Annotated in this window: 27 protein-coding genes; 14 read left to right on the top strand and 13 right to left on the bottom strand. The window is 71.7% G+C overall.

Annotated features, from left to right (window positions below; translation table 11 throughout):
- Positions 1-27 precede the first annotated feature (27 nt).
- The 3 genes from MUN74_RS05150 to MUN74_RS05140 form a co-directional block, all read right to left on the bottom strand.
- Positions 28-819 (bottom strand): aminoglycoside adenylyltransferase domain-containing protein, encoded by a 792-nt coding sequence (locus tag MUN74_RS05150; RefSeq protein ID WP_244855350.1) that lies wholly within the window; start codon positions 817-819, stop codon positions 28-30.
- Between the two features lie 125 nt (positions 820-944).
- Positions 945-1526, bottom strand: coding sequence for a dihydrofolate reductase family protein (locus tag MUN74_RS05145; protein ID WP_244855348.1), 582 nt, complete (start codon positions 1524-1526; stop codon positions 945-947).
- 101 nt (positions 1527-1627) lie between these two features.
- Positions 1628-2425 carry an SDR family NAD(P)-dependent oxidoreductase gene (locus MUN74_RS05140; RefSeq protein ID WP_244855347.1) on the bottom strand — a complete coding sequence of 266 codons (798 nt, stop codon included), beginning with the start codon at positions 2423-2425 and terminating at the stop codon, positions 1628-1630.
- Positions 2426-2487: 62 nt separating this feature from the next.
- Here MUN74_RS05140 and MUN74_RS05135 point away from each other — a divergent pair, with 62 nt between their 5' ends.
- Positions 2488-3117: a TetR/AcrR family transcriptional regulator gene (locus tag MUN74_RS05135; protein WP_244855346.1), complete on the top strand. Its 630-nt coding sequence runs from the start codon at positions 2488-2490 to the stop codon at positions 3115-3117.
- 33 nt (positions 3118-3150) lie between these two features.
- On the opposite strand, the gene MUN74_RS05130 is transcribed toward MUN74_RS05135, so the two are convergent.
- Both MUN74_RS05130 and MUN74_RS05125 read right to left on the bottom strand, forming a co-directional pair.
- Positions 3151-4230, bottom strand: coding sequence for a sensor histidine kinase (locus tag MUN74_RS05130; protein WP_244855344.1), 1080 nt, complete (start codon positions 4228-4230; stop codon positions 3151-3153).
- The gene (locus MUN74_RS05125) at positions 4227-4958 is read right to left on the bottom strand and encodes a response regulator transcription factor (RefSeq protein ID WP_244855342.1); all 732 of its coding nucleotides are present in this window, start codon (positions 4956-4958) and stop codon (positions 4227-4229) included. The genes MUN74_RS05130 and MUN74_RS05125 overlap by 4 nt, the downstream gene beginning before the upstream one ends.
- A gap of 88 nt (positions 4959-5046) precedes the next feature.
- Between MUN74_RS05125 and MUN74_RS05120 the strand changes: the two genes are divergently transcribed.
- Genes MUN74_RS05120 through arr form a run of 3 tightly spaced genes read left to right on the top strand, consistent with a single transcriptional unit; the run spans position 5047 to position 6482 of the window.
- On the top strand, positions 5047-5673 hold the full coding sequence (locus MUN74_RS05120) for a M15 family metallopeptidase (protein WP_244855341.1): 627 nt from the start codon (positions 5047-5049) through the stop codon (positions 5671-5673).
- A 42-nt stretch (positions 5674-5715) separates the two neighbouring features.
- Positions 5716-6066, top strand: coding sequence for a LysR family transcriptional regulator (locus MUN74_RS05115; protein ID WP_244855339.1), 351 nt, complete (start codon positions 5716-5718; stop codon positions 6064-6066).
- A gap of 5 nt (positions 6067-6071) precedes the next feature.
- Positions 6072-6482 (top strand): NAD(+)--rifampin ADP-ribosyltransferase, encoded by a 411-nt coding sequence (gene arr / locus MUN74_RS05110; protein WP_244856352.1) that lies wholly within the window; start codon positions 6072-6074, stop codon positions 6480-6482.
- Positions 6483-6505: 23 nt separating this feature from the next.
- On the opposite strand, the gene MUN74_RS05105 is transcribed toward arr, so the two are convergent.
- Positions 6506-6913, bottom strand: coding sequence for a VOC family protein (locus tag MUN74_RS05105; protein ID WP_244855337.1), 408 nt, complete (start codon positions 6911-6913; stop codon positions 6506-6508).
- Positions 6914-7011: 98 nt separating this feature from the next.
- Positions 7012-8760 (bottom strand): L-aspartate oxidase, encoded by a 1749-nt coding sequence (locus MUN74_RS05100; RefSeq protein ID WP_244855336.1) that lies wholly within the window; start codon positions 8758-8760, stop codon positions 7012-7014.
- Positions 8761-8831: 71 nt separating this feature from the next.
- On the opposite strand from MUN74_RS05100, the gene MUN74_RS05095 reads away from it, so the two are divergent.
- The gene (locus MUN74_RS05095; RefSeq protein ID WP_244855335.1) at positions 8832-9776 is read left to right on the top strand and encodes a LysR family transcriptional regulator; all 945 of its coding nucleotides are present in this window, start codon (positions 8832-8834) and stop codon (positions 9774-9776) included.
- Between the two features lie 72 nt (positions 9777-9848).
- Here MUN74_RS05095 and MUN74_RS05090 read toward each other — a convergent pair whose 3' ends face one another.
- The gene (locus MUN74_RS05090; protein WP_244855333.1) at positions 9849-11645 is read right to left on the bottom strand and encodes an acyl-CoA dehydrogenase; all 1797 of its coding nucleotides are present in this window, start codon (positions 11643-11645) and stop codon (positions 9849-9851) included.
- 169 nt (positions 11646-11814) lie between these two features.
- Here MUN74_RS05090 and MUN74_RS05085 point away from each other — a divergent pair, with 169 nt between their 5' ends.
- From MUN74_RS05085 to MUN74_RS05070, 4 genes are read left to right on the top strand one after another with little or no spacing between them, the layout of a single operon-like run.
- Positions 11815-12591, top strand: coding sequence for an electron transfer flavoprotein subunit beta/FixA family protein (locus MUN74_RS05085; protein WP_244855332.1), 777 nt, complete (start codon positions 11815-11817; stop codon positions 12589-12591).
- A gap of 10 nt (positions 12592-12601) precedes the next feature.
- Entirely contained in the window at positions 12602-13588 is a 987-nt protein-coding gene (locus MUN74_RS05080; RefSeq protein ID WP_244855331.1) for an electron transfer flavoprotein subunit alpha/FixB family protein, read from the top strand.
- Between the two features lie 5 nt (positions 13589-13593).
- Positions 13594-15270: a cytochrome b/b6 domain-containing protein gene (locus MUN74_RS05075; protein ID WP_244855330.1), complete on the top strand. Its 1677-nt coding sequence runs from the start codon at positions 13594-13596 to the stop codon at positions 15268-15270.
- 1 nt (position 15271) lies between these two features.
- Positions 15272-15856: a TetR/AcrR family transcriptional regulator gene (locus tag MUN74_RS05070; RefSeq protein WP_244855329.1), complete on the top strand. Its 585-nt coding sequence runs from the start codon at positions 15272-15274 to the stop codon at positions 15854-15856.
- 42 nt (positions 15857-15898) lie between these two features.
- Here the strand turns inward: MUN74_RS05070 and MUN74_RS05065 are convergent, their stop codons facing one another.
- Positions 15899-17041, bottom strand: a complete 1143-nt coding sequence (locus tag MUN74_RS05065; protein ID WP_244855328.1) for an acyl-CoA dehydrogenase family protein — start codon at positions 17039-17041, stop codon at positions 15899-15901.
- A 216-nt stretch (positions 17042-17257) separates the two neighbouring features.
- Between MUN74_RS05065 and MUN74_RS05060 the strand changes: the two genes are divergently transcribed.
- On the top strand, positions 17258-18190 hold the full coding sequence (locus MUN74_RS05060) for a lytic transglycosylase domain-containing protein (RefSeq protein ID WP_244855327.1): 933 nt from the start codon (positions 17258-17260) through the stop codon (positions 18188-18190).
- Positions 18191-18193: 3 nt separating this feature from the next.
- On the opposite strand, the gene MUN74_RS05055 is transcribed toward MUN74_RS05060, so the two are convergent.
- The gene (locus MUN74_RS05055) at positions 18194-18619 is read right to left on the bottom strand and encodes a MarR family winged helix-turn-helix transcriptional regulator (RefSeq protein WP_244855326.1); all 426 of its coding nucleotides are present in this window, start codon (positions 18617-18619) and stop codon (positions 18194-18196) included.
- Positions 18620-18696: 77 nt separating this feature from the next.
- On the opposite strand from MUN74_RS05055, the gene MUN74_RS05050 reads away from it, so the two are divergent.
- Positions 18697-19191 carry a peroxiredoxin family protein gene (locus MUN74_RS05050; protein WP_244855325.1) on the top strand — a complete coding sequence of 165 codons (495 nt, stop codon included), beginning with the start codon at positions 18697-18699 and terminating at the stop codon, positions 19189-19191.
- A gap of 1 nt (position 19192) precedes the next feature.
- On the opposite strand, the gene MUN74_RS05045 is transcribed toward MUN74_RS05050, so the two are convergent.
- Positions 19193-20002 (bottom strand): SDR family oxidoreductase, encoded by an 810-nt coding sequence (locus MUN74_RS05045; RefSeq protein WP_244855324.1) that lies wholly within the window; start codon positions 20000-20002, stop codon positions 19193-19195.
- A gap of 67 nt (positions 20003-20069) precedes the next feature.
- On the opposite strand from MUN74_RS05045, the gene MUN74_RS05040 reads away from it, so the two are divergent.
- Positions 20070-20714: a TetR/AcrR family transcriptional regulator gene (locus MUN74_RS05040; RefSeq protein ID WP_244855323.1), complete on the top strand. Its 645-nt coding sequence runs from the start codon at positions 20070-20072 to the stop codon at positions 20712-20714.
- A gap of 77 nt (positions 20715-20791) precedes the next feature.
- Positions 20792-21385, top strand: a complete 594-nt coding sequence (locus tag MUN74_RS05035) for a hypothetical protein (RefSeq protein ID WP_244855322.1) — start codon at positions 20792-20794, stop codon at positions 21383-21385.
- On the opposite strand, the gene MUN74_RS05030 is transcribed toward MUN74_RS05035, so the two are convergent.
- Complete coding sequence (locus tag MUN74_RS05030; RefSeq protein ID WP_244855321.1) at positions 21271-21951, bottom strand: HAD family hydrolase; 681 nt, start codon at positions 21949-21951, stop codon at positions 21271-21273. The genes MUN74_RS05035 and MUN74_RS05030 overlap by 115 nt on opposite strands.
- Before the next feature lie 174 nt (positions 21952-22125).
- On the opposite strand from MUN74_RS05030, the gene MUN74_RS05025 reads away from it, so the two are divergent.
- Entirely contained in the window at positions 22126-23508 is a 1383-nt protein-coding gene (locus tag MUN74_RS05025) for an MFS transporter (RefSeq protein ID WP_244855320.1), read from the top strand.
- A 75-nt stretch (positions 23509-23583) separates the two neighbouring features.
- Here MUN74_RS05025 and MUN74_RS05020 read toward each other — a convergent pair whose 3' ends face one another.
- Positions 23584-24279, bottom strand: coding sequence for a YdeI/OmpD-associated family protein (locus tag MUN74_RS05020; RefSeq protein WP_244855319.1), 696 nt, complete (start codon positions 24277-24279; stop codon positions 23584-23586).
- Between the last annotated feature and the right edge of the window lie 66 nt (positions 24280-24345).

The raw sequence follows: 24345 nt of genomic DNA, 5'->3' as shown, positions 1-24345 counted from the left end.
GCACGGCGGCGGCATCCGGTTCGCACGTCACCTGACGTCCAAGGTCGCCGCGAGTTCCGTCGCCTGCGCCGCGAGCACGTGCGAGAGCGCGGCGACCTCGTCGGCGAGGCCCGTCCAGTCGTCATCGGCCTCCCCGCGGTAGCCCGCTCGCGCGCGCTCCATGAGGGCTCGGTCGGCCGGCTCCAGCGACGGCGCCACCGCCGCTGCGGCGACGTCCTTCGGCACGATCTCGCCGGTGCGCAGCGTGGTCACGATGCGGGCGAAGGCGAGCAGCGTGTTCCGCTCGTCGCCGACGATCTCCTCGAGGATGTCGGGGATGATCGCGAGCATCGCCTCGCGAAGCCGAGCCGGCGACACGGGGTCGACGACCTCCGCGAGTGGGCGCCCGTGAAGCACGCGGTGCGCGGACTGGGCCGTCGACAGCAGGATCGGCACGTCGGGATCCACGGTCGGTTCGAGCCGCTGCCCCGCTTCGAGGTCGGCACGCAGCCACTCGCCGAACTGGAAGTCGTGTTCCGCCGGCTCGGGCCAGCGGCCGTCGCTGCCGATGATGATGACCGTCAGCTCGAGCGGGCGGCCCTCGGCGCCATCGGCGAACGTGCCGGAGCGCCCGTGCCAGTCGGAGGCGCCGAGCAGCACCCGCGTGAGCGCCTCGCGCTCGTCGTGGGTGAGTGAGCGCCGCGCGAGCACGAGGACGTCGAGGTCGCTGTCGGGTCGGAGCCCGCCGGACACGGCTGATCCGTACAGGTAGACGCCCACGATGTCGCCGGGGTCGGCCTCGTCGAGGTGCTCCACGACGGGCGCGAGCTGCTCATCCATTCGGCCACGCTACCAACCGGCCACGGCCGCCCGACGACGAGCGCCGCGCCGGCTTCGGCAGGTGGGCGCGGCAACCAGTGCCGCGAGCGCTTCACCGTCGACCGATCCTGACGGGCTGGATGCCGCTACTTCACGACACGGAAACGCAAATGCGTCGCGGCATCCGTCTCGACGGCCCGGATGCGCTCGAGCCGAACGTGCCGGTCGAGCCAGCCCGGTTCGAACAGTGGCGTGCCGCTGCCGAACAGCACCGGCACGACGTGCAGCGAGATCTCGTCGACGAGCCCTTCGCGCAGGTACTGTCGCGCGATGTCTGCGCCGCCCATGATGCCGACGTCCTGCTCGCCGGCGGTCTCGCGCGCGGCCTCGAGCGCCGAGCGGATGTCGCGGGCGAACGTGTAGACGCCGTCCTCGGGCACCTCGTCGGGGGTGCTGTGGCTCACGACCTGCAGCGGAACCCGGGCCGGCCCGGTCGGGCCGTCGGCCGCCCACCACTTGATCGAGTTGTCGTACGTGCGGCGTTCGCAGATGACCGCGCCGAGACGCGCGCCCGCCTGCTCGAGCAGTTCGCGATCGCGCTCGTCGCCGGCGAACGCCCAGTCGTGGAGTGCCTCCCCGCCGACGCCCATGCCCTCGTCGGGAGTCATGCCACTCGCGGCGATGTACCCGTCGAGCGAAATGCTGATGTCGAAGACGACCGTGCTCATGATGTTGCTCCTCTCGAATCGGTGCTTCTACTCATGCGTCGAACGGGAACGCCACCGATCGACATCGCACCCCGAGGAACCGACGACGAACGCCCCCGCGCTCACCGCGTGGGCCCGGTGACCACCCGCCCGCTCATCGAGAGGGCGACCCGTCGCGGCAACCAGCCGACGAGCGAGCTCGCGACCGCGTTGGCCCGGCCGGCGACGACGCTCGGCGGAGTGCTGCGGCGGTCGAGTCGCGAGAGCGCGAGCGACACGACCTGCTCGGGCGTCTGGAAGCTGCCGACCGAGGCGTCTTCGGTGCCCACCACGTCGAAGAACTCGGTGCGCGTCGCGCCGGGACTGACGGTCAGTACGCGCAGGCCCGACTCGCGGGTCTCGTAGGCGATCGCCTCGGTGAAGCTCAGCACGAACGCCTTCGTCGCCCCGTACACGGCCATGTCGGGGCACGGCTGGTAGGCGGCGGTGCTCGCGATGCTGACGAGGGCGCCGCGCCCGTCGGCCACGAGGTCGGGCAGGAACTCGCGGGTGATCGCGACGAGGGAGGCGACGTTCACCTGCACCATCTCGGCGGTGCGTGCGGCGTCGGCCGTCACGAGCGGGCCCTTCATGCCGAAGCCCGCGTTGTTCACGAGCGTCTGAATGCGGATGCCGCGTGCCTCGAGCTCCTCGCGCAGCTTCGATGCGGCGTCGGGGCGGGCGAGGTCGAGTGCGATGGGCGTCGCACGCACGCCGTGCTCGGCCTCGATGCGCGCGGCGAGTTCGCGCAGGCGGTCTTCGCGACGGGCGACGAGCACGATGTCGGCGCCGCGGTCGGCGAGCATGGTCGCGAACGTCGCGCCGAGGCCCGAGCTCGCGCCGGTGACGAGGGCGGTGGTTGCGGTGAAGTCGATGGTCATGTCCGCAAATGTAGACACTGACAGCATTGTTGTCAATGTCTACTTTCCGATAGGGTGCAGGAGTGACCGAACGCGCGTACCACCACGGCAACCTGCGCCAGGCCCTGCTCGAGCGCGCCTGGTCGACGATCGACGACGAGGGGCTCGACGCCCTCTCGATGCGGCAGCTCGCGCGTGATGTCGGGGTCAGCCATGGGGCATCCGCCCGTCATTTCGCCGACCGCACCGCCCTGCTCGACGCTGTCGCGATCACCGGGTTCGAACGCATGAACACCGCGCTCGCCGAGGCGGTCGCGGCCGAGCCGACCTTCGCCGGCGGCCTGCGTTCGGCCGGTTTCGCGTACATCGGGTTCGCCGTCGAGCACCCCGCGATCCTCGACCTCATGTACAAGGCGAAGCACCACCCCGAGGCATCCGTCGAACTCGTCGACCTCGGCCGCGCGAGCATGGCGGCCGTCGTCGCGCTCGTCGCCGAGGGGCAGCAGCGCGGCGAGATCAGGCCCGGCGACGTCGAGCGGCAGGCCCTCGTCGTCTTCGCCGCCGTGCACGGCGTCGCCGCGCTCGCCACCGACGACCTGCTCGACGGCGTCGACTGGCGGGTCGCAGCGGATGCGACGCTCGAGGCCGTGCTCGGCGCGCTCGCGGTCGCCGGTGCGAGCGGCGAGCAGCACGAGGCATCCGCCGTCCGCTGAAGCCACCGGCCCGCTGACCGCAGCCGTCGTCGCCTATCGTGCCGTGGGCAACCGCACGTCGACCACGAGCCCGCCGCCGTCGCGCGGAGCCAGTTCGAGCGCTCCGTCGTGCGCGCGCACGATGCTCTGCACGATCGCGAGGCCGAGCCCGACGCCCGCGTGATCGCTGCGGATGCGCTCGCTGCCGCGCTGGAACGGCTCGGTCAGCGTTGCGGCCACCTGCGGGCTGATCGGCTTGCCGGTGTTCTCGACCGTGAGCGTGACGGTGTCGCCGGCCGTGCCGGTCGTGATGCGCACGTCTCCGCCGTCGGGCAGGTTGTGCACGATCGCGTTGTGCACGAGGTTCGTCGTCAGCTGCAGCAGGAGGGCTGGCGACCCCAGGGTTTGAGCGACCGGTCCGGCGGCCTCGAGCGTGACGCCGCGCGCCTCGGCGAGGGGCAGCAGGGTCTCGACCGCCTCCTCGGCGAGGAGCGACAGGTCGACCGGCTCGCGCGTGAACGACCGCTGGTCGGCGCGGGTGAGCAGCAGGAGTGCTTCGGTGAGCTCGATCGCCCGCGCGTTGACGATGCGGAGGCGCTCGACGAGCGCTTCGTGGTCGGCGTTCGGATCGTCACGGGCGACGTCGAGCATGGTCTGCGTGATCGCGAGCGGCGTGCGCAGCTCGTGCGAGGCGTTCGCGGCGAAGCGCTGCTGCTCGGCGACGTGCGCCTCGAGCCGGGCGAGCATGGCGTCGAAGCTGTCGGCGAGCTCGCGGAACTCGTCTTGCGAGCCCTCCAGCTCGATTCGGTGCGAGAGCGACCCCGTCGCGGCCTTGCGGGTCGCCGCCGTGATGCGGCGGAGCGGTGCGAGCATGCGCCCGGCGAGGAACCACCCGCCGACGAGACCGAGCACGAGCAGGAACAGCAGCGCCCAGCTCACCGCGGGCACGAACGCCCGCACGAGGTCGTTGCGGCCGGGCATCATCTCGTCGAGGTTCGAGCCGGCCTGCTCGGGCACGTAGCGCAGCAGGTACGCCCAGACGACCGCGAGCAGCAGCCCTCCTGCGACCACGAGGAAGCCGGCGTAGCTGAGCGTGAGCTTGAGCCGGACGCTGAGCCCGGGCGGCCGGGTCATCCGCGTCCGCCCGGCGGCCGGCCCGCGGCATCCCCGTCGCCGCCGCCGCTCGCGGCGTCGATGTCGGAGCCGACGTCGATGCGGTAGCCCACGCCGACGACGGTGGCGATGATCCACGGCTCGCCGAGGCGCTTGCGCAAGGCCGACACCGTGATGCGTACGGCGTTCGTGAACGGGTCGGCGTTCTCGTCCCACGCCCGCTCGAGCAGCTCCTCGGCGCTGACGACCCCTCCGCCGGCCTCGACGAGCACCTCGAGCACGGCGAACTGCTTGCGCGTGAGCGCGACGTACCGTCCGTTGCGGAAGACCTCTCGCCGGAACGGATCGACCCGCAGCCCTGCGATCTCGCGCACGGGCGGCGTGATCCGCCCGCGCCGCCGTCCGAGTGCCCGCAACCGCAGCACGAGCTCCTGCAGTTCGAACGGCTTCGTCAGGTAGTCGTCGGCGCCGAGCTCGAACCCGGTGGCCTTGTCGTCGAGCCGGTCGGCGGCGGTGAGCATGATGATCGGGATGCCGCTGCCCGAGGCCACGATGCGCTCGGCGACCTCGTCGCCCGAGGGGCCCGGGATGTCGCGGTCGAGCACCGCGACGTCGTAGCTGTTGACGCTCAAGAGCTCGAGTGCGGTGTCGCCGTCGCCCGCGAGGTCGGCCGCGATCGCCTCGCGTCGCAGACCGTCGCGGATCGCCTCGGCCATGAAGGGCTCATCCTCGACGACCAGCACCCGCATGCCGTCCATGATACGAACCCGCGCATATCGTCCGCGTATCGGATTCCGCAGACGCTCTCGCAACACGGCGCTGCCTTGACTGGGAGACATGAATCACGCACGATCCTCACGAGCCCGCCGACGCCTGACCGCCCTGGTGGTCGCGCTCGGCCTGCTGCTGGTCGGCGCGGCGGTCACCGGCGTGCTCGTCGCCCGTTCGGCGCCGACGGCGCTGGCCGACGCGCTCGACGGCGCTGCGACGGCTGCCGACGGGCAGGGTGTCGATCCGGCCGACGACGGCGAGCTGCCCGACGGGGCGACCGTCTTCGACGACGGATACGCCGGAATCGCGAAGCTCGATCCCGAGCTGCTCGGTGCCCTCCGGGCGGCGGCCGGCGATGCAGGGCCCGACGACGTCGACTTCATCGTCAACAGCGGCTGGCGCTCGCCCGAGTACCAGCAGGAGTTGCTCGACGAAGCCGTCGCCGAGTACGGCTCGGTCGAGGAGGCGGCCCGGTGGGTCGCCACCCCCGAGCGATCGGCGCACGTCGCCGGCGAAGCGGTCGACGTCGGCCTGGATGCCACGGTCTGGCTGGCCGACCACGGCGCGGAGTACGGGCTGTGCCAGATCTACGACAACGAGGCGTGGCACTTCGAGCTGCGCCCCGAGGCCGTCGACGCGGGGTGCCCGGAGAAGTACTGGGACCCGACCTTCGATCCTCGCCTGCAGGGGTGAGAGGCCCCGCCCCGATACGATCGTCGGGGAGGGAGGGCTCAGGTGAACGTCACCCTGCTGGTCCGGTACGTCGCCGTCGCCGAGGAGCTGCACTTCCCGCGCGCGGCGAAGGCGCTGGGCATTCCGCTCGCCTCGCTGTATTCGTCGATCGAGAAGCTCGAGAGCGAGGTGGGCACGCAGCTCGTCGTCCGCGACGGTGCCAACACCCGCCTGACCAAGGCCGGAACCCTGTTCCTCGAGACGGCCCGCGCCGAGATCGCCGCCGCTCCGCCGCCGCCGCCGGCAAAGCCGGTCGTCCCGGCCGGCGGCAAGGCGAAGGCGTCGAAGGGCAAGGGCCGCGCCCCGATCGTGAAAGGCCAGCCGAAGCCCTACAAGAAGCGTCAGAGCCGGTGAGCACGGTGAGCCGGCCACACGACGACGGTCCGTTCTTCCACGGCACGAAGGCCGACCTGCAGGTGGGCGATCTGCTGCGCGCCGGCTTCCGGTCGAACTATCGGCCCGAGGTCGTGATGAACCACATCTACTTCACCGCGCTGCGCGACGGTGCCGGCCTCGCCGCGGAGCTCGCCGCAGGCGACGGCACGCCGCGCGTCTACGCCGTCGAGCCGACCGGGCCGTTCGAGGACGATCCGAACGTGACCGACAAGAAGTTCCCCGGCAATCCGACGCGCTCGTATCGCAGCCGCGACCCGCTCCGCGTCCTCGGCGAGGTCACCGACTGGACGCGGCTGACGTCCGAGGCGCTGCAGACCTGGCGAGACCGGCTCGCGGAGCTCCGCGCCGACGAGCGCGGCGAGATCATCAACTAGGAGACCCCGTTCATCGTCGCGGCTCAGCCGGCGGCGAACTCGCGGGGCGGGTTGTGCATGAACTCGAGCCGGATGCCGTTGTCCTCCTCCACGAACGAGGCGTAGTAGCGCTCGTTGAACCGCGGGTAGAGCTTCGGCTCGCGCACGGCGGTCCAGCCGGCATCCATGGCGATCGCGTGCAGGCGGTCGACCTCGTCGCGGGACTCGACCGCGAACGCGAGATGCTGCCAGCCGACCCGGCCGTGCCGGTGCGGTCCGCTGTCGGCCTCGCGTGCGGGGAAGAGGATCAGCTCCTCTTCGCCCCGGCTCCAGGCCACACTGCCCTCGGCGTCCTGCCGGGTGCAGCCGAGCGCCTGCATCACGGGGTCGAACTGCTCGATCGAGCGGGCGAGGTCGTCGACGGAGACGCCGAGGTGGTCGAAGAGGGCCATCACGCCATCGTATGGGCGGGTGCCGAGGTGTTCCCGCGCGGACGATGGGTGAGGGGCGGATGCCTCATGGCATCCGCCCCCGCTGCACGGCGCAGCCCCTACTCGACGAGCTTGCCCACGGTCGACACCTCGTGCATGAGCGCCGTGATCTCGTCGGGGATCGCCGGGATCTCCTCGCGCGTCACGCCCGTCGCGGGCGACCACACGAGGTTCACCTGCAGCGACTCGTCGATCGCCGGGTAGTCGCTGCGGTTGTGGCATCCGCGCGTCTCGCGACGTTCGAGCGCGGCTTCGAGGGTCGCGCGCGCCGCGAGCGCGGCCGACTTGAGATCGAAGGCGTGCGCGAGGTCCTGGTAACCGGCGATGTCGGGGTGCACGCCGATGTCGGCCATGCGCGCCTCGATCGCGTCGAGCTCGGCGAGGCCGGCTCGCAGGCCCTGCTCGTCACGGACGACGCCCGCGTGCTCGGTCATCGTGTCGCGGATCGCGCGCTGGAGGGCGCGCACGTTCTCGGATCCGTCCGACGAGAGCAGCGCGGCGATCTCGTCGCGCGCGACTTCGACCGCGGCCGCCGAGCGCTGCTGGGCCGGCAGGGCGGCCGAGTACGCGGCCGCCGCCTGCCCGACGATGCGCCCGAAGACGAGCAGTTCGATGAGCGAGTTGCCACCCAGCCGGTTCGCTCCGTGCAGGCCCGAGGATGCCTCGCCGATGGCGTAGAGCCCGGGCACGTCGGTGCCGTGGTCGTCGGGGCGCACCCAGACGCCGCCCATCGAGTAGTGCGCCGTCGGCGCGATCTCGATGGGTTGCTTCGTGATGTCGAGCATCTGCAGCTCGAGCATGGTCTGGTACACGCGCGGCAGACGCTGCATGATCGTCTCGCGGGGCAGGTGCGAGACGTCGAGCCAGACACCGCCGTTGGGAGTGCCGCGCCCCTCCTTGATCTCGGTGTAGCAGGCGAGTGCGACGCGGTCGCGCGTCGAGAGCTCGAGCCGCTCGGGGTCGTACTTGTGCATGAAGCGCTCGCCGAGGCCGTTGGTGAGGATGCCGCCCTCACCCCGCGCCGCTTCGGAGATGAGGGTGCCGGCCGCGCTCTCGGGCTCGATGATGCCGGAGGGGTGGAACTGCACGAGCTCGGGGTCGCGCACGCGCCCGCCGGCCTCGACGGCGAGCCGCCACGAGTCGCCCGTGTTCTCGTCGCGTCGTGACGACGTGCGTCGCCAGATGCGGTTGTGCCCGCCCGCGGCGAGGATCACCGCGTCGGCGTGGATGAGGTAGCGGGTGCCGGTCTCGAGGTCGAAGCCGTAGGCGCCGAACACCGCACCGTCGTCGTTCACGAGGATGCGCGTGACGTACACCGTGTCGAGGATCGGCACCTCGAGCTGCGCGGCGCGGTTGACGAGCGTGCGCTGGATCTCGAGCCCCGTGTAGTCGCCCGCGAACGCCGTGCGACGGTAGGTGTGCGCCCCGAAGAAGCGCTGCGAGATGCGGCCGTCGGCCTCGCGGGCGAACGGCATGCCGTAGCGCTCGAGATCCTGGATGCCGCGGCCCGCGCCCTTCGTGACGGTTTCGACCGTTCGTGGATCGGCGAGCAGGTAGCTCTCCTTGAGGGTGTCGGCGGCATGCTGCTGCCAGCTGTCGTCGGGGTCCATGGTGGCGAGGGCGGCGTTGATGCCGCCCGCGGCGAGCGAGGTGTGCGCGTCGGACTTCTGGCGCTTGCCGAGCGCGAGCACGTCGACGCCGGCCTCGGCGAGTTCGATGGCGGCGCGCAGGCCCGAGCCGCCGGTGCCGATGACGAGCACGGTCGTGGAGAGCTGACGCTCGGTCGTGGTGCTGGTGGGGGTGGTCATGCGATCGACGGTAGGCGCGTCGCTTCGATTACTCCAATGCATATTGAGCGTGGTGACAATGCGCGTAGAGTATGCGTGTGAACCTCGAGCAGCTGCAGAGCTTCGTGACCGTCGCGCGCTTCGGCAATTTCACCCGCGCCGCCGAAGAGCTCTATCTCGCGCAGCCGACGCTGAGCCGGCAGATCACCGCCCTCGAACGGGACCTGGGTGCCGAGCTGTTCCGTCGTGCCCGCGGCGGTTCGACGCTCACCCCCGCGGGGGAGTCGCTGCTGCCGCTCGCACGCCGCATGCTCGCCGACGCCGAGTCGGTGCGGCGCGAGCTCGCCGAGCTCGCGGGTCTCGAGCGCGGGCGGGTGCGACTCGGCGCCACCCCGACCCTCTGCATCAGCCTCGTCGCCGAGGTGCTCAGTGCGTTCCATGCGGAGCATCCCGGCATCGACCTGCACCTCTCCGAGCAGGGGTCGCGGCGCCTGCTCGACGAGCTCGTGAGCGGCGAGCTCGACCTCGCGCTCATCACGACGTCCGACGCGAGCGACGCCGCCGAGCGCTTCATCACGACCCCGCTGCTCGTCGAGGAACTCGTCGTCGTCTCCTCGGCGGTGAGGCCGCCCGTCGCAGACGGGGACGCCATCGCGCTCGCCGAGGTCGCCGCCCTGCCGCAGATCGTGTTCAGCTCGACGTACGACCTGCGTGGCACGACCGACGCGGCGTTCGCCGATGCCGGGCTCACCCCCGAGGTCGTGCTCGAGGGCGCCGAGATGGACGCCGTGCTGCGGTTCGTCGAACGGGGCCTCGGCGTCGCGATCGTGCCGGCGCTCGTGCTCGTCGACCGTCCGGGCCTGCGCTCGGTCCGGCTCGAGGCGCCGACCCTCGCCCGCACCATCAGCCTCGCGCGCCCGGTCGATGTCGAGCCCACGGCGGCGGTCGAGGTCATGCAGCGCACGATCGCCGCCACCGCGCAGGGCTTCGCGGCACGGGCGGGAGCGACGATGCGGCTCGCCGAGCCGAACCGCTGACCGCGGGGACCCTCGGAAACGACGATGCGCCCGCCCCGAGGGGCGAGCGCATCGTGGTTCGTGCCGATCGCGTCAGACGCGCGCCCCGCGAGCCGCGGCGTCGCCGAGCGCGGCACCGTCGAGGGCGAAGAGGTCGCGCGAGCCGGCGGTCGCCGCACCGACGAGGCCGGCCGCCTGCGGCAGCAGCTGCTCGGCGTAGAAGCGGGCCAGCGGCAGCTGCGTCTCGGCGACGCCGTCGGCGTCGAGCCCACGAGCGGCGAGCGCCGACTTCGCGAGCAGCCAGCCGCCCACGACGAGGCCCCAGATGCGCTGGTACGGGCTCGAGCCCGAGAGCACCGCGTTGGGGTCGGTGGCGCCGGTACGCAGCATCCACGCCGTCGTGCGCTCGAGTGCGTCGAGCTGCTCGCCCAGGTTGGAGCGGATCGAGGCGAACTCCTCGCCGGCTGCGGCGAGCTGGGCGTCGAGCTCGCGCATGGTCGCGATGAACTCGAGCGCCGATGCGCCGTCGCGCACCGGGAGCTTGCGGCCGACGAGGTCGGCGGCCTGGATGCCGTTCGTGCCCTCGTAGATCGCGGCGATGCGCACGTCGCGGTAGTGCTGCGCGGCGCCCGTCTCCTCGATGAAGCCCATGCCGCCGTGGATCTGCAGGGCGAGCGATGTGAGCTCGTTGCCGAGGTCGGTGCCGAACGACTTGCAGATGGGGGTCAGCAGGCCGACGATCTCGTTGGCGCGGGCGCGCACCGCGGCGTCGGGGTTGTGCGTCGACTGGTCGACGTACGTCGCGTTCAGCAGCATCATGCGGCGCATCGCGGCGATGTACGCCTTCTGCGTCATGAGCATGCGGCGCACGTCGGGGAAGTCGATGATGGGCGAGTCCTGGGTCGCGCCGATCGCGCGGCCCTGGATGCGCTCCTGCGCGTAGTCGAGCGACTGCTGGTACGCGCGCTCGGATACGGCCAGGCCCTGCGTGCCGACCGAGAGGCGGGCGCTGTTCATCATGACGAACATGATGCGCATGCCGATGTTCTCCTCGCCGACGAGGTAACCGGTCGCGTCCTCGTACGACAGCACGCAGGTGGGCGAGCCGTGGATGCCCATCTTGTGCTCGACGCCGACGGTGTGCACGCCGTTGCGCTCGCCGAGCGAGCCGTCCTCGTTCACGAGGAACTTCGGCACGATGAAGATCGAGATGCCCTTCGTGCCGGCCGGCGCGTCGGGCGTGCGGGCGAGCACGAGGTGCACGATCTGCTCGCTGAGGTCGTGGTCGCCGAAGGTGATGAAGATCTTCTGGCCGGTGATGCCGTAGGTGCCGTCTTCGCGCTTGACCGCCTTGGTCGTCAGCGCGCCGACGTCGGAGCCCGCGTGCGGCTCGGTGAGGTTCATGGTGCCGGCCCACTCGCCCGAGACCATCTTCGGCAGCCACTGCTGCTTCTGCTCGTCGCTGCCGTAGTGCAGCAGCGCCTCGATCGCACCCTGCGTGAGCAGCGGGGCGAGCGAGAACGCCATGTTGGAGGTCATCATGAGCTCCTGCACCGCGAGACCGACGGTGCGCGGGAAGTTGCCGCCGCCGTACTCCTCGGGCAGCGGGACCGAGCCCCAGCCGGCGTCGACGTAGGCCGCGTAGGCCTCCTTGAAGCCGGTCGCGGTCGTGACGGTGCCGTCGGCGTTGAGCTTCGAGCCCTCGAGGTCGCCGGCGCGGTTGGTGGGGGCGACCACCTCGGCCATGAAGCTGCCGACCTCGTCGAGCACTTCGGACACGGTCTCCATGTCGGCGTGCTCGAATCCGGGCAGCTGCGCGACGGCGTCGTAGTCGACGACGTGCTCGAGGGTGAAGGCGATGTCTGCAACAGGGGGTCGGAATCCGCTCATGCCCGCAGCGTAACCTCGCGTCTCGCGCGCGCGGACCCGAACTGTGGACGCTCTACGAGGAGCATCGGTCGCGAATGGCAGTGCTTTGGCGGCATCCCACAAGAACCACCCCGACCCAGGCAAGCAAGTGCTTGGTTAGGATGGAGCGAAACCGTGTCGAAGGAGCGGAATGAAGATCGTCGTCCTGGTCAAAGAGGTGCCCGACACGTACGGGGACCGCAAGCTGAACCTGCAGACCGGCCTCGCCGACCGCGCCGCGAGCGAGACGGTGCTCGACGAGATCGGCGAGCGCGCGCTCGAGGTCGCGCTCTCGTACGCCGATGCGAACGCCGGTACCGAGGTGGTCGTGCTCTCGATGTCGCCCGAGTCGGCGGCCGCGACCGTGCGCAAGGGCCTCGCGATGGGCGCGTCGTCGGCCGTGCAGGTCGTCGACGAGGCGCTCGTCGGCGCCGACACCGGCCTCACCGCTGAGGTGCTCGCCGCGGCGCTGCAGCGCATCGGGTACGACCTCGTGATCGCGGGCAACGAGTCGACCGACGGGTCGGGCGGCGTGCTGCCGGCCATGATCGCCGAGCTGCTCGACGTGCCGAACGCGACGAGCCTCAACTCGGTCGAGATCACCGACGCCGAGGTGCGCGGCGAGCGCGCGAGCGACGACGCCACGATGCAGGTCGCGGCCCAGCTGCCCGCGGTGATCTCGATCACCGAGCGCCTGCCCGACGCCCGCTTCCCGAACTTCAAGGGCATCATGGCCGCGAAGAAGAAGCCCTTCGAGACGCTCTCGCTCGCCGACCTCGGCGTCGACGCCGACACCACCGACGCCGCGCGCTCGATCATGATCTCGCTGGCAGAGAAGCCCCCGCGCACGGCGGGGACCAAGATCGTCGACGAGGGCGACGCCGGCGAGCAACTCGCCGACTTCCTCGTCCAGAACCGGCTCGCGTAAAGGAACCGAGATGACTGACTACAAGGCCGACTCGATCCTCGTGCTCGTCGAGCTGACCCCCGCGGGTGAGCTCGCCAAGAGTGCCGCGGGCCTCCTCGGCGCCGCTGCCGGCGTCGGCACCCCCGTCGCCGTCATCGTCGCCCCCGCTGGGGCCGGCGAGCAGGCGGGTGCGGATGCTGCCGCGCTCGGCGCGACCCACGTGCTCGTCGCCGAACATGCCCAGACGAGCACGCAGCTCACGGTGCCGGGCGCCGATGCGCTCGCCGCCGCAGCCGAGCTCGTGCGCCCCGACGCCGTGCTCGTGTCCAACTCGATCGAGGGCCGCGAGATCGCGGCCCGCTTCGCCGCCCGCACGCGCTCGGCGCTCGCGGTCGACGCGGTCGCGGTCTCGCGCGACGCCGAGGGCGTCGTCGCCCACCACTCGGTCTACGGAGGCGCCTACAACGTCGACTCGGCCGCCACGTGGGGCGCGCCTGTGATCACCGTCCGCCAGGGTGCGGTCGACGCGCGCGCCGAGGCGCAGCCGGCGTCGGTCGAGCGGATCACGGTCGAGGCCTCCGGTCGTCGCAGCGCCACGGTCGAGAGCGTCGAGGCCGCCGTGGTCGCGTCGTCGCGCCCCGAGCTGCGCGGTGCCGCGAAGGTCGTCTCCGGCGGACGCGGTCTCGGCTCGGCCGACCAGTTCGCACTCGTCGACCAGCTCGCCGACGTGCTCGGCGCCGCGGTCGGCGCCTCGCGGGCAGCGGTCGACGCGGGCTACGTGCCGCAGTCGTACCAGGTCGGCCAGACCGGCGTCTCGGTGTCGCCGCAGCTGTACATCGCGCTCGGCATCTCGGGCGCGATCCAGCACCGCGCCGGCATGCAGACCGCCAAGACGATCGTCGCGATCAACAAGGACGGCGACGCCCCGATCTTCGAGATCGCCGACTTCGGCGTCGTCGGCGACCTGTTCACGGTCGTGCCGCAGCTCATCGCCGCGCTCGAGGCGCGGAAGGCGTAGCGCCGATGGCGACGTACGGGCGAACGACGCGGCAGGGGCTGCCCCGCTTCCCGGGCGGCGACCCCTGGCCACCGGTGGTCGAGGTCGACGGGCTCGTCGGCGCTGTACGCACGGCAGTCGCCGCGGGCATCGCCGCCGACACCGTGACGGGGCATGCCGCGCCCGAGGTCGCGGCAAGGGAGGCCGGCACCACTGCCGTGCCTCCGGCAGCGATCACAGCCGAAACGCCCACGGTCGCCGGTCCCGCGCTCGTCGCGACGTCGGAGCGACCGCTGCGACGCGGACTGCCCCGCGTCGCCGGCGGCGAGCCGTGGCCGCCCGCTCGCACGGCTCCGGCAGCGGCATCCTCGGCCGCCCCGGTGGCCGGGCCCACGACAGCGGAGGTGGCGCCGATCGCGACCGTCCCGAGCGCCACGACCGCGCCGAGCGCCACGGCGGCGCCGAGCGCCACGGCGGCGGCGACGGCCACGTCGGGCGGCATCGCGCTGCGTCGCGGCCTGCCCCGAACGCCTGACGGAGACCCGTGGCCTCCGGCGGGCTCCGCACCCGCTCGGCCCGAGCGCGTCGTCGAGGCTCCGGCGGTCGCGGCCGTCGCGGCCGTCGCCGCCCCGGCGGTCGCCGAGCCCGAGACCGTTCCGGCTCCCGCGGCGGCTGTGACGCCTGCGCCTGCGCCGGCACCGGTCGCGGCATCCGTCGCCCCACGCGCCCCGATGCCGCAGCCGCGCCGTGCGGCGCCCGTCGCGGCATCCGCCCCGCCCGTCGCCGAACCGTGGCCGAAGCTGTACGGTCCGTTCTCGCGAGCCGAATGGGCCGCAGCGCTCGTCATCGGCGGTTTCGGCCTGCTCCTCGCCGGCACGGGCGTCGTCGTGCTCGTCAACTGGCTGCTGGCCACCGCGCCGATGCAGGACTTCCTCGCAACGTACCCGGGCGAGTACCACCTGCCCGAGTCGGCGCCCGTGGGCATTCCTGCGTGGCTCGGCTGGCAGCACTTCTTCAACGTGTTCCTGATCGTCCTCATCATCCGGTCGGGCCTGCAGGTGCGCACCCAGAAGCGGCCGACCGCGTTCTGGACACCGCGCTGGAACGCGAAGCGGAAGATCAGCCTCGCGCTCTGGTTCCATCAGTCGCTCGACCTCCTGTGGCTCGTCAACGGACTCGTGTTCGTCGTGCTGCTCTTCGTCACCGGGCAGTGGATGCGCATCGTGCCGACGAGCTGGGAGGTCTTCCCGAACGCGGTCTCGGCGCTGCTGCAGTACCTCTCGCTCGACTGGCCGACCGAGAACGGCTGGGTGAACTACAACAGCCTGCAGCAGCTCGCCTACTTCGCCACCGTCTTCATCGCGGCCCCGCTCGCCGTGATCACGGGCGTGCGCATGTCGGGGCTCTGGCCGAAGAACGCCAAGGCGCTCAACCGCATCTACCCCGTCGAGTGGGCGCGCGCCGTGCACTTCCCGGTGATGCTCTACTTCGTGGCGTTCATCGTCGTGCACGTCGGCCTCGTCTTCGCGACCGGGGTGCTGCGCAACCTCAACCACATGTACGCGAGCCAGGACACCGTGAGCTGGCTCGGCTTCTGGATCTTCGTCGGCTCGCTCGTGGTGATCGGGATCGCCTGGATCGCCGCGCGACCACTCGTGCTGGCGCCGATCGCACGCCTGTTCGGCAAGGTCTCAGGGCGCTGACGTGGGCGACGGACCGGGTCGGCGCGAGCAGATCATCGCGATCGCGCGCAGGCAGATCGCCTCGCGCGGCTACTCGTCGACCACCGTGCGCGACATCGCCGACGAGGCGGGGATCCTCTCGGGCAGCCTGTACCACCACTTCGCGTCGAAGGAGGCGGTGCTGCAGGAGATCCTGCGCACCTTCATGGACGAGACGCTCGCCCAGTTCGAGCGCATCGTCGCCAGCTCGGCCGGGTACCGGAGCCATCTCGACCAGCTCATCGAGCATGCGTTCCTCACGATCGCCGAGCGCCCCGACGACGTGCGCATCTACCAGAACGAGACCGGGTTCCTGATGACCCAGCCCGGCTTCGAGTTCCTCGTCGACGGTGCCGCCCGCATCGAGGAGCTCTGGCTCGACCAGATCATCGCGGGTCAGCGCGACGGCGTCTTCCGCGACACCGTCGACCCGCGCCTGGCGTTCCGGTTCATCCGCGACGCGGTGTGGTCGACGGTGTTCTGGTACCGCCCCGGCGGCAGCCACACGGCCGCGAGCGTGAGCGAGAACTACCTCGAGCTGCTGCACTCGGGGCTCCTGGCCGACTGAGCGGCGTGCGCCCGTCGCGCTGCCGGTCGATCGGCCGGATGTTCAGCGCGAGTCGAGCAGGCGCTTGGCGATGATCATGCGCATGACCTCGTTCGTGCCTTCGAGGATCCGGTGCACGCGCAGGTCGCGCACGACGCGTTCGAGGCCGAAGTCGGAGAGATAGCCGTAGCCGCCGTGCAGCTGCAGCGCCTCGTCGGCGACGGCGAACGCGACATCGGTGGCGAACCGCTTCGCCATCGCGCACCGTGCGGTGGCGTCGGGAGCGCCCTCGTCGAGCGCGCTCGCCGCATCGTGAACCACGAGGCGGGCGGCGTGGAGCTCGGTCGCGAGGTCGGCGAGGGTGAACCGCACCGCCTGGTGCTCGGCGAGCGGCCGCCCGAACGTCTCGCGCTCGCGAACGTGCCGGAGCGCCCGGTCGAGCGCCCACTGCGCACCGCCGAGGGAGCACGCCGCGATGCTCACGCGCCCGCCGTCGAGCCCCGACAGCGCGATCGCGAAGCCGCCGCCCTCGGCCCCGAGCCGGTTGCCGACCGGCACCCGCACGTCGTCGAGCACCACCTGGCGGGTCGGCTGCGCGCGCCAGCCCATCTTGCGCTCGTCCGGTCCGAACGAGAGACCGGATGCCCCGGCGGGAACCACGATCGCACTGATGCCGTGCGGGCCTGACCCCCCGGTGCGGGCGAACACGAGGTACACGGCCGAGGAGCCGGCGCCCGAGATGAACTGCTTCACCCCGTTCAGCACGTACTCGTCGCCGTCTCGGCGGGCGGTCGTCGTGATCGCCGCGGCATCCGACCCGGCAGAGGGCTCGGTGAGGCAGTAGCTGCCGCGGTCGACGAACGAGGTGAGGCCCGGCAGCCAGCGTTCGCGCTGGGCGGCGTCGCCGTACCGGTCGATCATCCAGGCGACCATGTTGTGGATCGAGATATAGGCGGCGATCGTGGTGTCGCCCATGGCCAGTTCCTCGTACACGAGCGCCGCGGTCAGTCGATCGAGCGCCGAGCCGCCGACATCCTCGCCGACCAGGACGCCGCCCAGCCCGAGCCGACCGGCCTGTTCGAGCGCGTCGACCGGGAAGTGCATCGTCTGATCGCGTTCGTTCGCGAACGGGGCGAGCTCTGCCGCCGTGAACTCGCGGACGGCGCCGACGATCGCGCGCTGGTCTTCGGAGAGTGCGCTCGACATGGCCGTTCAGCCCTTCTTCGTGCCGATGCGGCCGAGCCTATCCGCTCGGGGCACGCCCGCGCGAGGGATCGCACCGGGACGCCTGTGGAGAATTCCGTGCGGGAGTCGCCCGAGGCGCGTACCGTGGGAGGACGGGTCGTGTGCCGTGCTCATTCGGGCGCGTCGACCGGCCCGGCGGGCACCGCGAACCAACGCCCGAACGGAGTGAGCCACCTGATGTCATGGGACGACGACGCCGACGAGTACGGCGCGCACCACCGGTCGCCCCGCGAGCGACCGACCGGCTGGCGCCTCGTGCGTCGCATCGCGGCGTACTCGGGCATCGTCGTGGGCTCGATCGCCGGCGCGGTGGCGCTCGTCGTCGGCGTGGTCTACGGCGTGAACGTCATGGGCACGGCGGCGAACCCCGGCGGATTCGCCGCGCCCGACGCGTACGGCACCCGCGTCGCACTGCCGCCCGTCGCCTCGACGCCCGACGACGGCCAAGGCGACGCGCTCGGTCAGGGCGGTTCCGGCACCGGCATCGGCGACGACGGCGATACGAGCGGCGAGGAGCCGACGGGCCTCTCGAGCTCGGGCGCAGCACCACTGCCGTCCGTCGACCCCGAGTGGCTCTCGCGCATCTCCGGCGCGACCGGCATTCCCGAGCGGGCGCTCACCGCCTACGCGTTCGCACACGTGATGCTCGCCGACGAGGCGCCCGAGTGCGGCGTCGACTGGGCGACGATCGCCGCGATCGGCGACGTCGAGTCGGGGCACGGCAGCCACGGCGACAGCTCGCTCGACGAGTACGGCAACGCCGAGCCGCCGATCATCGGACCGGCCCTCGACGGCAAGGGCGTCGCGAAGATCGACGACACCGACGACGGCATCTTCGACGGCGACCAGAAGTTCGATCGCGCGGTCGGTCCGATGCAGTTCATCCCGTCGACGTGGGAGAAGTGGGGCAGCGACGGCAACGGCGACGACCTCGCCGACCCGAACCAGATCGACGACGCGGCGCTCACGACCGCACGGTACCTCTGCGCATCGGGCCCGATGACCGACCCCGAGGGCTGGCGAGCCGCGGTCTACTCGTACAACCACGACAACGACTACGTCGACAAGGTCGCGCGCATCGCCAACGAGTTCGCCGCTGCAGCCGGGTAGTCTTCAGCGCTCGAGCAGGTCGCCCAGTGCGCCCTGTGCAGCCGCGTATCGCTCGGTGCCGAGGGCGCTGGCGTACGACGCCTCGACCTCCGCGACGATGCGCAGGCAGTCGGCCAGGGCTCGCTCGCCCTTCGGGGTGGCGACGATGAGTCGTGCCCGGCGGTCGGCGGGGTCGGGGCGTCGCTCGAGGTAGCCTCCCCGCTCGAGGTCGTCGACCAGCTCGCCCATCGCCTGGGGCGTCATGCCCGCCTGGGCGGCGAGTCGGGTGAGCCGGAGGCCGGTGCGATCGAGCGAGCCCAGCAGCACCGAGTGGCGCACGCGCAGGTCGGGGTAGCCGGCGCGGGTCAGGGCCTCGAACACGCGAGCCTCGAACTCCTTCGCGAAGCGGGCAGCGAGCATCCCGAGGGGGAGCTCCGGCGAGTGGGCCATGGACCAACGCTAGCCGAGCGCCAGATCTTCAAGTAGCCTGTTGATCAGGCAACCTGAATAGATGAGAAGGAGACAGCATGATCACCGTCGGAACGCCGGCACCGGACCTGGACCTGATCGACACCTCGGGGGAGCGGTTGCGACTGCTCGACGCGGTCGGCGAGCGGGGCCTCGTCGTGTTCTTCATGCGGACGACGACCTGCCCGATCTGCAATGCGCACGTCCGCGACCTCGTCGCACGGGCCGACGAGTTCGCGGACCGCGGCATCGCCGTACTCGTCGTCGTGCCCGAGGGGCGGGACGAGGCGGCCAGTTGGGCGAGTCGGCGCGGCATCCCGCTCACGGTCGTCACGGGTGGCAGCGCCTCGGCCCACGAGCAGGTCGGCCTCACCCGGCGCGTGTTCGGTTCGATGCAGCAGTCGGGCACGCTGCTGCTCGACGCCGCAGGCGTCGTGCGCTACGCGCAGTCGTCGACGCTGCCGACGGGCAGCTACGACCGCGTCGCCGTCGCGCGGGCCGTCGACGAGTTGGTCGCAGCCGTCGAGCGGCCTGCGCGCGGCCGGCCGGTGTAGGTCAGGAGCTCGGCTTCGCGTCGTTCCACGACCAGATGTCGTCGCCGCGGAGCGTCGCGTCGGCGCCGCCGTCGCAGTAGATCGTCTGGCCCGCCATGTGCGTGTTCTCGACGCTCGTGAGCCAGACGAGCAGGTTCGCGATCGACTCCGCGGGCTGGTGGTAGTTGAGCGGCATCGGCACGGCCGCGTCGACCATCGCGAGACCTTCGGGGTTGTCGAGCAGGCCCGCGGTCATCGGCGTGATGACGGTGCCGGGTGCGATCGCGTTGAGCGGGATGCCGGCACCGGCCCAGGCCTCGGAGATCGACTCGCGGCGTACCCAGCGCGAGAGGGCGCGCTTCGACGACGGGTACACGAGGTAGCCGACCTCGGGGCCCTGCTCGGCGAGCGTCGCCGCGACCTCGAGCGCGCCCGCCTCGTCGCCGGCGAGGGCGGCCTCGACCAGCTCGGGTGCGTTCGGCTGCAGCGACGCCATCGACGAGACGACCGCGGCGCGCGGCGCCGACGAGGCGCGTAGCGCGGGCAGCAGCCCCTCGAGCACGGCGGTCACGCCGAAGAAGTTGACGGCCATCGTGACGGGTGCCGGCGCCGAGAGGCCTGCACAGGCGATGACACCGTCGACGACGCCGCCCGACTGCTCGAGCACGCCCGCGACCGCGGCGGCGCGGCCTTCGGCGGTCGACAGGTCGGCCTCGACGTCGGCATCGCGGAGGTCGACGCCGATCACGCGGGCGCCCTGCTCGCCGAGCGCGCGCTTCGTGGCGGCGCCGATGCCCGAGGCCGAGCCCGTCACGACGTAGGTGCGAGTCATGATGATTCCCTTCGGAAGAGTGAGATCGTATATTTGACACACTACGACAAAAATCATGGAGGCGGCTGTGGATGCTGCGGAGCGAGTGACGCCGCCGGGCGGGGCGGGCGGGGCCGGCGAGGCGGGGAGGCCGGCGCGCGGGCGCGGTCGGCCGAGCGTCGTCGACGTCGACGCGGTCGCCGAGGTCGCGTTCGAGCTCTGGTCGACGCGCGGCTACGGCGCGACCGGCTGGAAGGAGCTCGCCGCGGCGACCGGGGTGAGCGCCCGCACGCTCATGCGCCATTTCGGCACCCGCGATCGGATCGCCTGGGCCGAGGTCGAGGCGGCGAACGAGCGCCTCGTCGACGCGATCGCCGTGCTGCCGTCCGACCTGCCGTCGGCGGAAGCCGTGCGTCGAATCATCGTCGCCTCCATCTCGCACGACCGGCACATCCGTCGCAGCGCGACCGCATGGTTCCGCCTGATCGCCTCGGAGCCCGAGCTCGCGGCGACCGCGGCGGCGGCGAACCGCGTGTGGACGACGCGGATCGCGACGTTCCTCGGCTCGCGACTTCCCGATGCGTCGCCCGAGGTGTGCCGGGCTCTCGCCGCGGCGCTCGAGGCGGCGACCTTCGCCGCGCTCAGCGCGTGGGCGGAGACGGGCGGTGCGGGCGACCCGGCAGACGCGGTCGACCGTGCGCTCGTGTGGATCGAGTTCGGCCCGCCGGGCTGAGCCGGCGGAGCGGCCGCGACCACGGCCGCTCGACCGTCGTGCGAGTCGCGGCGGCCGCGACCACTAGGCTCCCGCTCATGGAACGACGGCTCCTCGGGTGGATCAGGTTCTGGCTCGTGGTCATGATGGCCGGGCTCGTCGTGAGCGGCATCACCGCCTTCCCTCTCGACGTCGAGCTCGCGTTCGCCGCCGAGCTGCTGCAGCGCATCGGCGCCGCGGCATGGGTGCCCGGCGTCGCGGAGTGGGTGCAGCGCGTCGACGAGGCGTTGCGCGAGACCTATCAGGAGCACCCGTTCATCGCGTACGGCACCGACTGGCTCGCCTTCGCACATCTCGTGATCGCGCTCGCGTTCATCGGCCCGTACCGCGACCCGGTGCGCAACGTCTGGGTCACCCAGTGGGGCATGCTCGCGTGCCTCGGCGTCGTGCCGCTCGCCCTCGTCGCGGGCTCCATCCGCGGCATCCCGCTCGGATGGCAGCTGATCGACATGTCGTTCGGCGTCATCGGAATCGTGCCGCTCATCATCGTGCTGCGACTCACGCGCCGGCTCGAACGTCAGTCGCCGACGAGCCCCGGCAGTTCGGCCATGTCGGTGAACACGAGCGACGCACCCGCAGCCGTGAGCTCGGCGGGGTCGGTGCGGGTCGGTCCGGGCGGTGCGAAACCGTAGACCGTTGCGCCCGCGGCGACGCCCGCGGTGACCCCGGCGACCGAGTCCTCGATGACGAGTGCGGTCGTCGGGTCGACGCCGAGCGCGCGGGCCGCGGCGAGATAGACGTCGGGGGCGGGCTTCGTGCGCGGTTGCTCCATGCCGCTGAAGATGCGGTCGCCGAAGAACGGGCGCAGCCCCGTGGCATCCAGCTGCAGCTCGACCTTGCCGCGATCGGCCCCCGACACGCACGCCACGCGGTCGCCGCGGTCGGCTGTGATGGCGGCGAGCGCCTGTGCGACGCCGGGGATCGGAGTGACCTCGGTCGCGAGGGCCGTGTCGCGGCGGCGGCGGAACGCGCCGATCCAGGTGTCGTCGATGCGAACGCCCGTGTGCTCGAGGATGACGGGCCACTCGTCGCGCAGCGAGCGGCCGAGGAAGTAGCGCACGACATCGGCCTCGCCGAGTTCCCAGTCGAGCTCGCGCAGCATCTGGCGCAGCACTCCGAGCGTGATGCGCTCCGAATCGACGAGCACGCCGTCGCAGTCGAAGAGCACGGCTGGGAAGCGGGAGATCGGGGTCGTCACCCCGCAAGGATACGGGCGCGTCGTGGGGCCGGCGGACGAACGGCACCGAGACCTCCCAATCAGATCTGAAATCGTATATGATCGCGGAAGGTCGTCGACGACCCTTCGTGGCGACCTCCTCGGCAGGCGCTCGGCGCGCCCGCCGGGCCCCTGACCAGACGAAGGAGTCACGCGATGAGCGCACCCGACCAGCCCGGGTTCACCCCGACCGGCACGATCGCCCAGGTCGGCGACCGAAGACGAGTGGTCTTCGCGACCGTCGTCGGCACGACCGTCGAGTGGTACGACTTCTTCATCTACGCCTCGGCGGCGGGCCTCGTGTTCGGCGAGCTGTTCTTCGCGCCGGCGGGCCCCGGCATGGCGACGATCCTGTCGTTCCTCACGGTCGGCATCAGCTTCCTGTTCCGCCCGCTCGGCGCGTTCCTCGCCGGTCACTTCGGCGACAAGTACGGCCGCCGCCTCGTGCTCATGCTGACCCTCATCCTCATGGGCGTCGCGACCGCGCTCGTCGGCCTGCTGCCGACCTACGCCGCGATCGGCATCGCGGCGCCGATCCTGCTCATCCTGCTGCGCGTGCTGCAGGGCATCTCGGCCGGCGGCGAGTGGGGCGGCGCCGTGCTCATGGCGGTCGAGCACGCGCCCAAGCAGAAGCGCGGCCTCTTCGGCGCCTCGCCGCAGATCGGCGTGCCCCTCGGCCTGCTGCTCGCCTCGGGCACGATGGCGCTCATGACGGCCATCGCACCCGGCGACGCCTTCCTCGCGTGGGGCTGGCGCATCCCGTTCCTGCTCAGCGTCGTGCTGATCCTCATCGGCTACTACGTGCGCCGCAGCGTCGAGGAGAGCCCCGTGTTCGTCGAGATCGCCGAGCGCAAGGAGCAGACGCGCATGCCGATCGTGCAGTTGTTCCGCAAGCACCTGCTGCTCGTGATCATCGCCGCGCTCGTCTTCGCCGGCAACAACGCCGTCGGCTACATGACGACGGGCGGCTACATCCAGAACTACGCGACCGACGCCGCGGGACCGCTCGCGCTCGAGCGCGGACCCGTGCTCTGGGCCGTCGCCGGGTCGGCCGTCACGTGGCTGCTCGCGACGGGGTTCGCCGGCTGGCTGAGCGACCGCCTCGGCCGGCGCACGACGTACATCATCGGGTGGATCCTGCAGCTCGCGGGCGTGTTCCTCTTGTTCCCGCTCGTGAACACGGGCTCGATCGGACTGCTGTTCCTCGGTCTCGCGATCCTCACGATCGGCCTCGGCTTCACCTACGGCCCGCAGGCGGCGCTGTACTCGGAGCTGTTCCCGGCGTCGATCCGGTTCTCGGGCGTCTCGATCTCGTACGCGATCGGCGCGATCATCGGCGGCGCGTTCGCTCCGACGATCGCCTCGGCGCTCGTGCAGGCGACCGGCACGACGATGTCGGTCACGTGGTACCTCGCCGGCATGACCCTCGTCGGGCTCGTCGCGACCCTGTTGCTGCGCGACCGCTCGGGCATCCCGCTCGGCCCCGACCACGAGGCCGAGCAGGAGCAGAGCCCCATCTACGGGCTCGCGAAGGCCTGAGGCGGGCGGCGGGGTTCGACCCGTTGCACCTTGACGGCACGAGGGGCGGACGCTTGGCATCCGCCCCTCGTCGCGTCAGGGGCCTTCGGCGGCGGCTGCGGCGGCCCGCGCCGCCTCGGCCGCTCGGGCGACCCACTTCGGCACCTCGCCGTAGCGCTGGAACGGCACGAGCACCCCGGCCGCGCTGTCGTCGATGAGCTGCTGCAGCCGGCGCTCTCGTGTCGCCTCCTGCTTCGCCTGCAGCACCCAGTGCGTGGTCTGGCGCCGGTACGTCGGGGTCGCGGCGTCGAGGAACGCGGATGCCGCGGGGTTCGCCGCGACGCGGGCGGCCCACTCGGGCGGCAGGGCCTGGTCGGGGTTCTCGTGCGAGTAGATGCCCGTGCGGTCGTCGCGACGCCGGGTGTAGGCGGCGAGGCCGGCCTCGGTCATGAGCCCCTTCGCGGTCAGCTCTTCGACGAGGGCGATGTTGACCTTCGACCAGGTGCTCGACGGCTTGCGGGGCGACCACCGCTGGCGCACCGCGTCGTCGTCGATGCGCTGGGCGACCGAGTCGATCCACCCGAAGCAGAGGGCGACGGGCACCGCCGTCGCCCACGTGATCGGGCGGTCGGCGACGTGCTTCTTGTAGAGGCCCATCCATAGCTCGGTCTCGGTGGCGTGGTTGGCCTCGAGCCACGTGCGGAACTCGTCGGGGCCGGAGAAGAAGACCGCCGGGCGTTCGGGCGTGCCGCCGGGCGTGCCGATCTGCGCGGGGCTCGTCTCGTCAGGCATGTGCCGAGTCTGCCATGCGCCGCCGACACGTCGGCGGGACCCGCATCGCGCCCAGTGTCGCGCGAG

The organism is Agromyces sp. H17E-10 (assembly GCF_022919715.1).
Taxonomy (GTDB): Bacteria; Actinomycetota; Actinomycetes; order Actinomycetales; family Microbacteriaceae; genus Agromyces.
The sequence above is the reverse complement of the archived record's forward strand: the minus strand, read 5'-3'. Positions and strand labels throughout refer to the sequence as shown.